Raw genomic sequence first — 10,808 nt, 5'->3', positions numbered from 1 at the left:
ATCAAGGTGTTCTTTGGACATCTAATTCTTTCTTTATTTTTGTTTTCGCACTACAAAAATATGAAAGAATTTTTTTATGCTCTTTGGACAACCTACCTAAAGGGACTTTAATTTTAATTGAATAATTTAAGTTTTTTTACTCCCCTTTAGGGGCTGGGGGCTTACATCAGCCCCAACATTTTTGCATATTTCATCATTGCCCCAGGATTCGAGAGTTTTAGTTTACCCATCATCATTGCCATCATTGGATTCATATCGCCTGTGGCAATTTTCACGAAATCATCAGCCTCGGCTTTTACTACGCACTCAGGTGTGCCTATAAAATCTTCTATAAATTCAGCTTTGCCATCGGCAACAACCATTGAATAGTTAGCACCACCACCAAAATCGAAGTGTAATGTTGTTGAAACCCCTTCAATATCGCTTGGTGTGAGTCTTGAAGCTGTATTTTGTAAGTATTCTTTTGCAGACATTGTCTAATATTGTTTAAAATAAGCGAATGATTAAATACAGGGCGAATGTAGTAAAAAAACAAATAAATATTATGCAAGCATACTAATAATTTTTACATTAAAATTTGTCTTTCTGTGGGAAATAGTGAACATTTGAGCAAAGTATGTTGGAGTTTCGTTATTATGTAGTCGTTTGTTCTGAAAACGAAACTATCTAATGTTTTTATTTATGAGGTTGTTTAAGTTTTTTTTGCTGGTAAAAAATGATATTTTTTTGAACGAAGATTAAGTTAAAAAGGTGCATTTTAAGCCCAAATCAAAAACTCAAAAAACCTCTACCAGCGAGTAAATTTTCCGCAAAAATGGTATTTGCATTACAAATACTTAAAAAGATTAACCTAAGACGGGAAAAGCTGTTTCGCTCTTATGAAGTAGAAAAAGGCAAAAAACAACTTAATAAAATGGGTTTTCAAGTGGTTGCGGCCTGTTGCTAAAAACTTGAATCTAAAATGGTGTTATCAGGGCTTTGTGGCGTATGCACCAAGAACCCAACCAATCGACCACAATGTGAGTGTAGTTGCTACGGCCAAAGTTAATAAATATTTGAATGTAAACTTTACACTATTAGGTGTTTATGATGCAGATATTGTTAAAAAATTCCAATTAAGCGAAGGCTTGGCAGTTGGTTTCTTATTTACACTTTAAGTTTTCACCTAAATTTTATGGTTATGTTAAAAGAATTCAAAACATTTATCGCCCAAGGAAATGTCCTTGATTTGGCTGTTGGAGTAGTTATCGGAGGAGCGTTTGGCAAAATCGTTACCTCAATGGTTGATGATTTAATTATGCCAATTGTCAATCTAATTTCTAATGGCGGTATTGCTGGTGGCATTGTTCTTCGTGAAAAAATGATAGACGCCGCAGGAAAAGAAGTTGCAGCAATTGTGATAAATTATGGTAACTTTTTGAGTAATGTACTAAATTTTATCATCATCGCATGGGTAATTTTCTTGATAGTAAAAACTGCCAACAAAATAAAAATGACTGAGAAGTAACATCTTATAAACCATAAAAATCACGCTATTTTATCTAAAATAGCGTGATTTTTGTTATAGCACATATAAAAAGTATTTACCAAATTAAACTAAACAAACCGAATAATATTTTGCAAAAAGGTTTAGTTTTGTTTAAAAGGAATGATATAAATTGAAAAAATTACCTAAAAATAAATTTTTCAATTTTTTCTTTTCTTTCACTTTTAATTAATTTACATTTGTTATACCTTCTTGTTTTTTGTTTAAAATTCAAGAGGATAGCGTGCTTATTTCCTATAAACTTAACTGACGGTTCGCCGTTCCCATAAAATCATGGAAACGTGGTTGAAAAACAAACTGCGTGGTGACTGGCAAATCTGGTTCATCATTGCTCTACTCTCTTTATTCAGTATGCTGGTCGTTTATAGTGCCAGTTCGGCACTTGCCTACAAAAAGGCAGGCGGCAATACCGAAAGTTACCTCCTTACACATACTACTCATTTATTGCTTGGGTTATTGGTTATTTGGTTCATTCACCGATTCAACTATACGAGGTATGCTGGTATTTCAAAACTTTTACTTTGGATTACCCCTTTTCTGCTTATTTATACTTACTTTTTCGGTACAGCCGTTGGTGGTACAAAACGCTGGATAAACCTTTTTGGAATCTCTTTTCAATCATCAGATTTAGTTCGTTTGGTGCTTATAACCAACCTTGCTGCGATGCTTGCTCGCCGACAAAATGTAGAATATACCCCAAAAACGCTTTATGGTTTGATATTTTGGTGTGGATTACTTTGTGGAATGTTGGCAGTTACCAACTTTTCGACAGCCGTAATTTTGGGCGTAACCTGTTTCCTAATTATGTGGGTTGGGCGTGTACCAAGTCGTTACCTTGTCCGAATGGCAGGATTCGTTATTGGGGTTTTGTTTGTGGTGATGAGTGTAAGTGTAGCACTATATGCTCGTGGCGTAGAGTTCGGTCGGGGGCAAGTTGTACTTGAGCGTATCGAAGCATTTGCCGATATTGATATTAACCGAGACAAAGTAATTGGAAATAGAGATAGGGATGATAATTATCAACGAGAGCAAGCCATGATTGCGATTGCGAGGGGCGGAGTTATAGGTATTGGGCCAGGAAATAGTTTTCAAAGAAATTACCTACCAGAGGCATTTTCAGATTATATCTACGCTATTATTATTGAAGAATATGGTCTTTTAGGTGCAATTTTGGTAATGGGTTTATATCTTTGGTTACTTTATAGAGGCTTAAAAAATGTTGAAAATACCAATCGTGCTTTTGGTGGCTTACTTTGTGTAGGGCTTACTTTTAGTATAGTTTTTCAAGCATTTGTACACATGTTTATCAATGTTGGCTTAGGGCCAGTTACAGGTCAAACTTTGCCATTGATGAGTATGGGTGGAACATCAATTTTGTTTACCGCCGTTGCCATTGGTATTGTTTTGAGTGTTACAAAAGGGGAATATGAGGAGAAAGTTATTTAAAAACGCCATCCCTAACCCCTAAAGGGGACTTATTTCGATTTAAAATATGCTTGTCGAATACTATACCTTTTACAATTCAGGGTTTAAAATCTTTGGATTTCCATTGATAGGATTAGTAGCAATATCATTGTGCGTATTTGAAATTAAAAGACTAAAGAGAAAAGATAGCTTTGACAATAAAAATGATAAAAATCTTTCAGGAATGTATCTTGCAATAGTTTTTGTTGTTGTGTGGACTGGATTTGTTTTATTTATTACCACAAAAGAATACATAGAATGCTTCTATATTATGAACAATAAAAAGTATATTGAAATTGAAGGTTTAGTTGAAGATTTTAGTACAATGGGTGAAAGGGGACATAAATCTGAAAAATTCATGGTTAAAGGTATTGAATTTGAATATTCAGATAATATTAGTAGCGTAGGTTTTCATAATCAAAAAATTCATGGTGGACCAATAGATTCCAGTAAGTATGTAAAAATACAATACTGTGATTATAACTATAAAAACATAATTTTAAGACTTTGGATTAGAGAAAGTTATAAAAATTAGATAAAATAAATTTAATAAAATTCCCCCTTTAAGGGCTGAGAGGTTATGTCAAAAATCATTATAAGTGGAGGCGGAACAGGTGGGCATATTTATCCTGCCGTTGCCATTGCCAACGAACTCAAAGCCATCGACCCAAATATCGAAATATTGTTTGTGGGAGCAGAAGGAAAGATGGAAATGGAGAAAGTGCCAAAGGCAGGTTACAAAATAATCGGTTTGCCTATTGCGGGTATCAATCGCTCAAATATGTTGGCAAACTTTAGACTTCCGTTCAAATTGATAAAAAGCCTTTGGAAAACCTATAAAATCATCAAAGATTTTAAGCCAAATGTAGCAATTGGAGTAGGGGGTTATGCCAGCGGACCAACTTTGATAATGGCAAATTTTCTCGGTGTACCAACTTTAATTCAGGAACAGAATTCGTTTGCAGGTATAACCAATAAATTTGTTGCCAAACGTGCCAAGAAAATATGTGTGGCTTACCCGAATATGGAGCAGTTTTTTCCGAAAGAAAAAATTGTAATGACAGGAAATCCAGTCAGAAAAGATATTCTGGAAACAAAATCGAAGCGTGAGCAAGCATTCAAGCATTTTGGCTTAGATGCGGAAAGAAAAACTTTATTGATTATTGGCGGAAGTCAAGGAGCAAGAACGATTAACGAAGCCATTTTTGCAGGACTTAATGACCTGATTTCTAACGATTTACAAATTATTTGGCAAACAGGAAAGCTATTTATTGATAAAGCAAAGACGAAAGTAGAATCTTTACAGACAAACCGAGTGTATGTTTCAGACTTTATTTATGAAATGGATTTGGCTTATGCTGCTGCCGATTTGGTAGTTTCACGTGCTGGAGCATTGTCGGTTTCGGAATTGTGTTTGGCAGAAAAACCTTCGATTTTAGTGCCTTTACCAACCGCTGCCGAAGACCACCAAACACAAAATGCAATGAGTTTGGTTAATGCCAATGCCGCATGGATTGTAAAAGATGTGGAAGCAAGGAATGTTTTGGTAGATAAAGTAATAACATTGGCTGATAGTCAGGAAGTTATGAATCAGTTGAGTAAAAATATAAAAACCTTAGCAAGACCAAATGCAGGAAAAGAAATTGCGGCGGAGGTATTAAATATTATTAATGCATGAAAATATTTTTTTCTGAAAACAGCGTAGATTATTCAACTTATACATTCGATTATGCCATTTATTGTTTGAAGGAATCGCAGACCGAATTGACAGAGGTTTATGAGAAGGGTTTTTTGCCATATACAGGAAATTTGGGTATTGAAGGCGATATTTTTTATTTGGCTCGTAGCCTAAGAGTTGATTTAGAAAGATTTGAAGATACCTCAGAAAATCGTCGTGTAAATCGTTTGGTTGAGCCATTAAATGTTCAGTTAGAAGTTATCAAGAAAGAAGATTTTGACTTGAATTCGACGGAATTTGTTAATTTTTGTCAAGAATATATTTCTCAACGTATCGGCGACGACAATATGAGCATTGAGCGTTGGCAATACATTACATCGAGAGAAACAGGCACGCATATTTTTCGTTTTACCTCAGAAGGCAAACTTTTAGGTTTTGTGTTTGCCGCTTTAAATACTGAAATATTGCATTATTGGTTTGCTTTTTTTGATATCGAATATATGCGAACACATTCACTCGGCAAATGGATTATGTGGCGAGTAATTCGTTGGGCAAAAGATAACGATTTAAAAAATGTATATTTGGGTACGGCTTATAAAGCATCAGCGTTATATAAAATAAGAGACCACAAAGGCTTGTCATTTTTTGATGGTTCGGGTTGGAATAAAGACATTGAGCGATTGAAAGAACTTTGTAAAACTGATTTAGAATCAAAAGTTGCGGATGAGTTTAAGACATTAAATGACCAAAATGCATTTTTAAAAAGTCTTAAATAATTGATATTGAGTAGTTTATATTTTTTTTCCTAATATTTATAAAAGATGTTTCGTAAATTCAACTTTGAAAAAATGGGCAAGGTGCTGTTTGTGATAGTAGCAATTGGCACTGTAACACTCCTAATCGGCTTTTCGAGTGATACATTCTCATCGAACCGCTGCAAGGAAATTGTCATTAAAATCAATAATGCAGACGAGCATTATTTTGTCAATAAGCAAGACATTGAAGCTCTCATTACAAAAAATGGGAGCGACCAATTGGTGGGTAGAATGTTTGAAAAAATTGATTTACGTGAAATAGAAAGACGAGTGCTTCGAAATAAGCAAATAAAATCATGTCAGGCATTTAGAGGCATAGAAGGAAATCTTAGTTTGGACATCGAACAACATATTCCAATTGCTCGAATTTTAATGTCAGACGGACGAGAGGATGCCTATGTAGATGTCGATGGAGGAATTTTTCCACTTTCAGAGCGATATTCAGCAAGAATTTTATTGCTTTCGGGCGAATATTTCCGAAATTTGCCAAATTTAAAAACAAAACGCCAAGAAAAAATCTTATACTTCTTAACTTTGATTAATGAGGATGCCTTTCTTAAAGCACAATTTACACAATTAGATGTAGCAAAAAATGGTGATGTGAGCATTATTCCTTTAGTTGGAAAACATATCATTGAGTTTGGAGAACCCACCAACATTGAAAACAGATTGAATAGAATAAAAATATTTTATAGTCAAATACTTCCTGTTCGAGGTTGGGATAGCTTTTCGCACATAAGTGTGAAGTATGATGGGCAGATTGTTTGTAAGTAAAAATAATTAAGCTGTGCCTTTTAGCGATTTAACAATGCTAAGAGCATTAAAATAATGGTATATGAGCAAAGATGTAATCGTAGGTATTGACATCGGCAGCACAAAAATTTGTGCGGTTGCCGGTATAATGGATCATATCGGGAAAGTGAAAATTTTGGATATGGCAGAAGAACCTACTCAACGTGGGAGGGTATCTAATGGAACTGTCGTAAATTTAGAGTTTACGGCAAAAGATATTGACCGTATCCTAACAAAATTATCAGACAAAGCAGATATAAATATTCAGAATGTAATTGTTAATATTTCGGGTGAAAATGTAGAAGGAAGAACCCATCAAAACTTCTTGACTCGTAACGATAGCCGCACAACGATTCGCAAAGAAGAAATCGAAAAGCTGGCAGTTGATATTCGTAAATCTTTTCGTCCGACTGCTGGAAACGTAATTATTCATACTTTTCCACAAGAATTTATCATTGATAGAGTGGCAGTACCCGACAACCCCATTGGAAGGTTTGGAGTATCGCTTGGAGGAAATTTTTTCTTAATTTCGACTCCTAATGACCCGCATCTTGCCCTTCAACAAACCATTGAAAGTGTTGGTGCTAAAGTGCAGGATGCCAAAAAAGTTGTACCATTAAAAATCGTACACACTTTATTTTCCCCCTTGGCAGACTCAATGTCTGTTTTGAGTGAAACTGACAAAAAATTAGGTGTGGTAGTTGTTAATATTGGTGGAGATACCACAGAAATGGCTGTTTTTCATGAAAATGGATTACGGCATATTTCGGTTATTCCATTTGCAGGAAGATCTATTACAAATGATCTTGTAAAGGCTTTTCAAATATTACCTGACCATGCCGAAAAACTAAAATTGATAATGGGAGATGTGCCTCCCGACGAAGTGGGTAAAAACGATATTATCAAAATTCCAGGTGTTGAAGGTTTACCTGATAAAGAAATTGTAGCAAAAAATGTGAGCATCATCATTGAGGAACGCTTGAAAGAAATTGCAGCGATGGTAATGGCAGAAATAATGCACTCGGGCTATGAAGGACAATTGATTAGTGGCGTGGTTCTTACGGGAGGAACATCAAATATTAGAATGATAAAAGATGTTTTTGATAGAGTAACCAATGGCATGAATATTCGTGTAGGAAATAACACTCGTAATATAGGTGAAAGTGCCATTAGCAAAATTAAAGACCCACGATATGCGACCGTCGTAGGCTTAGTTTTATCGGGTTTTTTGCCACTAGATGAGCGAGTACCTCAAGAAGTGATTTGGGGAGAAATTCCTGAAAGCCAAAAGACAGCAAATAATAACGGCTTCGAAACCAAAAATGTAGGACGTACCAAGGAAATAGAACCAATACCAAATGAAGAACCAGCCAGTAGTGGACTTTTTGGTTGGCTGAAACGTCAAGTGCAAGCATCTAATAAGCCCGATGTGGGTGATGATAAAGGTTATACTTGATTTTGCAGCAACCTATAATTACTTTTAAGAACTAACCTAATCACCTATCTTATAACCAATATTGAATAAAAAAACAGCTTTTCCCAAATTATAAAATCTATACATAACATGTCTCAAGAACCAGATTACGAACTCGTACCTAAAAATAAGTTTAGAAATATTATTAAGGTTATTGGTGTAGGCGGGGCTGGCTGTAATGCCGTGAAACACATGCACAATCTGGGCGTTAATGATATCGGACTTGTTATTTGTAATACTGACCAACAAGCCTTAGAATCTGCTTCATCTGAAATTAAACGTCTTCAAATTGGTATTGAGCTTACCAAAGGTTTAGGAGCAGGAACTGAGCCAACGATGGGGAAAAAAGCGGCTGAAGAAAGTGAAAAAGCGATTCGTGAAATACTGAAAGAACCAACTGAAATGGTTTTTATTACAGCAGGAATGGGAGGTGGCACAGGCACAGGAGCTGCTCCTGTAATTGCCAGAATTGCCCGTGAAATGAATCTTTTAACGATAGCCGTAGTAACCGACCCATTCCCTTTTGAGGGTGGAGATAAGATTTTGCAAGCGAGAATAGGAATTGAGGAACTGAAAAAAAACTGTGACACCGTTCTGATAATAAAAAATGAACGTTTGGAGGAACAGTTTGGTGATATGGACATTGAAGAGGCCTATGCTAAAGCCGATGATGTATTGGCAAATGGTGTAAAAAGTATTGCCGAATTAATTACCCGTACAGGTATTATTAACCTTGACTTTGCCGATGTTAAGAAAGTTTTAGGGGGAGCTGGTCAAGCGGTGATGGGTACAGCAGAAGCAGAAGGTGAAAAACGAGTAGAGGAGGCCATAAAGCTGGCTTTATCATCACCTTTGCTTGAAAGCAATGATATTAATGGAGCTCAAAGGGTTTTGGTAAGCATTGCTTATAGCCCAGAGCATAAAATAAAATTATCTGACCAAACTTTAGTTACAAAGTTTGTTGAAAGTCAGATTCATACTAAAGCACGTTTATTTAAACATGGTTTTGCAGTTGATAAAAATTTGGGTAAAAAAGTACGTGTAACAATTGTAGCTGCAGGTTTTGATATTATTGCTGAACAAGAGGCAGAGATTATTGAAATCCCTCTTGTTGTGCCAGTGGCTCCCAAACAAGAAGAAAAAGAGATAACAACAAAAGGACAAAAAACGACTACTGGTTTTGAAACAAAATCTGAGCCAAAGTCAGAATCAAGAGACGAGTCTGAGCAAATTAAAACAATGATTCATAAGTTTATGCGAGAAGGGTACAGAAACCCAGCATTGATTTCAACACCAACCTATATTCGTAATGGAGTAGAATTACAAGATGTAAAAAAACTGAAACAAAGTAGTAAAGTTTTAGAATATGAATTAGACCAACTGCTTGCCATGATGGAATCGAATAGATAAAAACGCTTAAAATCTTATAATCAAATCAAAACGCATGAAAATCCTTCATGCGTTTTTGTTTTTCAACTAAATTCAATAAATTCACTACTAAAACTCATCCCAATCAAAATAGCCTAAACTCATGCCCTCTCGCCGTAATTTTTTAAGCAAAACTGCAATGCTTGCAGGAACATCCTTGATTCCAAGTTTGAAAGTATTTTCAAAAGATGATTTATTGAAAATTGTCGATTTAGCTTCAAACAAAACGCCATTAGACTTAGCAACTGACGAAGATTATTGGTGGCAGATTCAGCAAGCATATACAGTTTCTCCTCAAATAATAAACCTAAACAATGGTGGTGTGAGTCCATCTCCCTCAGTTGTACAAAATGCCGTCGAGCGATATAATAAATTGGCAAATGAAGCTCCAAGCTACTATATGTGGAGAATAATGGACCAAGGACGTGAGCCTTTACGAGAAAATCTAGCAAAATATTCAGGTGTTTCACCCGAAGAAATTGCCATTAATCGCAATGCCACCGAAGCCCTTGATACAGTGATTATGGGTTTACCCTTACAGCTTGGCGACGAAATTATTATGACTCGCTACGACTATCCAAATATGCTTCATGCGTGGCGACAGAGAGAATTGCGTGAAGGCCTGAAAATCAATTATGTTGAACTTGATTTGCCAATCGAAGACAATGATTTGGTTGTAAAAAAATTTGTAGAACAAATGACTCCACGCACCAAAGTTGTACATATTACGCACATTATAAACTGGAACGGACAGATTTTACCAGCCAAACGTATTGCCGATGAAGCCCACAAACGAGGAATCGAAGTGGTAGTTGATGGAGCCCATTCATTTGCACATCTTGAGTATAAAATCACAGATTTAGGTTGTGATTACTTTGGAACGAGCTTGCACAAATGGCTTTCCGCACCAATAGGCTCAGGAATGCTGTGGATAAAAAAAGAAAAAATCGGCAAGGTTTTTCCCCTTATTCCGAATGATAAACCCAATTCTGATAATATTCGTAAGTTTGAAAATCTCGGTACTCGTCCATTTATGATTGAGCAGGCAATTGGTCAAGCACTTAATTTTCAACTTGCCATTGGAAATGCTCGAAAGGAAGCTCGTTTAAGATTTTTGAAGGATTATTGGGCAAAAGAGGCAAAAAGTTTACCTAAAATTAAAATGAATACATCACTGAAACCCGAATTTTCGGGAGCTTTGGCTCATTTTGGTGTAGAAGGTTTGGAAGCAGGAAAAATCGAAAGTGAGTTATTTGCGAAGTTTAAAATTCATACTTCACCGATTAAATGGGAAAAATTGGATGGTGTGAGAGTTACACCACACGTTTATACCACATTAAGAGATTTAGATAGATTATTAGATGGTGTACAGCATTTGACAAAGATATAAAAAAGGGCGAAAAAATTTCGCCCTTTTTTACTATAAAATCTTTACTTTAATTACAATAGACTTCCTGAGAAAGTGTTTTATGATTGAAAAATAGTAGATTTTCAAGCGAAAATTGAGGAGATTTTGAAAGCATAGCACCGCTACGGTTGAAAAATTTGCTCAATTTGTAGCCGAAAAGATGGTGTTTTTCGACTTAAAATACTTTCGCAGGAAGTCTAATA

The 10,808-nt window shown here is 35.6% G+C and carries 11 protein-coding genes; 10 read left to right on the top strand and 1 reads right to left on the bottom strand.

The annotated features are described in order from the left end of the window. Window positions 1–161: 161 nt before the first annotated feature. Complete coding sequence (locus tag ACH2CJ_RS17355; protein WP_394994516.1) at window positions 162–473, bottom strand: SCP2 sterol-binding domain-containing protein; 312 nt, start codon at window positions 471–473, stop codon at window positions 162–164. A 477-nt stretch (window positions 474–950) separates the two neighbouring features. Between ACH2CJ_RS17355 and ACH2CJ_RS17350 the strand changes: the two genes are divergently transcribed. From ACH2CJ_RS17350 to ACH2CJ_RS17305, 10 genes are all read left to right on the top strand, one after another. Further along, window positions 951–1,157, top strand: coding sequence for a hypothetical protein (locus ACH2CJ_RS17350; protein WP_394994514.1), 207 nt, complete (start codon window positions 951–953; stop codon window positions 1,155–1,157). A 23-nt stretch (window positions 1,158–1,180) separates the two neighbouring features. After that, complete coding sequence (gene mscL / locus ACH2CJ_RS17345) at window positions 1,181–1,507, top strand: large conductance mechanosensitive channel protein MscL (RefSeq protein WP_394994512.1); 327 nt, start codon at window positions 1,181–1,183, stop codon at window positions 1,505–1,507. 312 nt (window positions 1,508–1,819) lie between these two features. Then, entirely contained in the window at window positions 1,820–2,992 is a 1,173-nt protein-coding gene (locus ACH2CJ_RS17340; protein ID WP_394994509.1) for an FtsW/RodA/SpoVE family cell cycle protein, read from the top strand. 46 nt (window positions 2,993–3,038) lie between these two features. Beyond that, window positions 3,039–3,545 (top strand): hypothetical protein, encoded by a 507-nt coding sequence (locus tag ACH2CJ_RS17335; protein ID WP_394994506.1) that lies wholly within the window; start codon window positions 3,039–3,041, stop codon window positions 3,543–3,545. 45 nt (window positions 3,546–3,590) lie between these two features. Continuing rightward, window positions 3,591–4,688, top strand: a complete 1,098-nt coding sequence (murG, locus tag ACH2CJ_RS17330; RefSeq protein WP_394994503.1) for an undecaprenyldiphospho-muramoylpentapeptide beta-N-acetylglucosaminyltransferase — start codon at window positions 3,591–3,593, stop codon at window positions 4,686–4,688. After that, entirely contained in the window at window positions 4,685–5,464 is a 780-nt protein-coding gene (locus tag ACH2CJ_RS17325; RefSeq protein WP_394994501.1) for a GNAT family N-acetyltransferase, read from the top strand. Before murG ends, ACH2CJ_RS17325 begins: the two co-directional genes overlap by 4 nt. 45 nt (window positions 5,465–5,509) lie before the next feature. Next, window positions 5,510–6,277, top strand: coding sequence for a cell division protein FtsQ/DivIB (locus ACH2CJ_RS17320; RefSeq protein WP_394994498.1), 768 nt, complete (start codon window positions 5,510–5,512; stop codon window positions 6,275–6,277). A 61-nt stretch (window positions 6,278–6,338) separates the two neighbouring features. Then, window positions 6,339–7,751, top strand: a complete 1,413-nt coding sequence (ftsA, locus tag ACH2CJ_RS17315; RefSeq protein WP_394994495.1) for a cell division protein FtsA — start codon at window positions 6,339–6,341, stop codon at window positions 7,749–7,751. 108 nt (window positions 7,752–7,859) lie between these two features. Then, window positions 7,860–9,179 carry a cell division protein FtsZ gene (gene ftsZ / locus ACH2CJ_RS17310; RefSeq protein WP_394994492.1) on the top strand — a complete coding sequence of 440 codons (1,320 nt, stop codon included), beginning with the start codon at window positions 7,860–7,862 and terminating at the stop codon, window positions 9,177–9,179. 121 nt (window positions 9,180–9,300) lie between these two features. Then, the gene (locus ACH2CJ_RS17305) at window positions 9,301–10,587 is read left to right on the top strand and encodes an aminotransferase class V-fold PLP-dependent enzyme (RefSeq protein ID WP_394994490.1); all 1,287 of its coding nucleotides are present in this window, start codon (window positions 9,301–9,303) and stop codon (window positions 10,585–10,587) included. Window positions 10,588–10,808: the final 221 nt, after the last annotated feature.

It is taken from the genome of Emticicia sp. (assembly GCF_043780375.1).
In the GTDB taxonomy this organism is placed as follows: domain Bacteria; phylum Bacteroidota; class Bacteroidia; order Cytophagales; family Spirosomataceae; genus Emticicia.
Note: the sequence above shows the minus strand (reverse complement) of the source record. Positions and strands in the feature narration are given on the sequence as shown.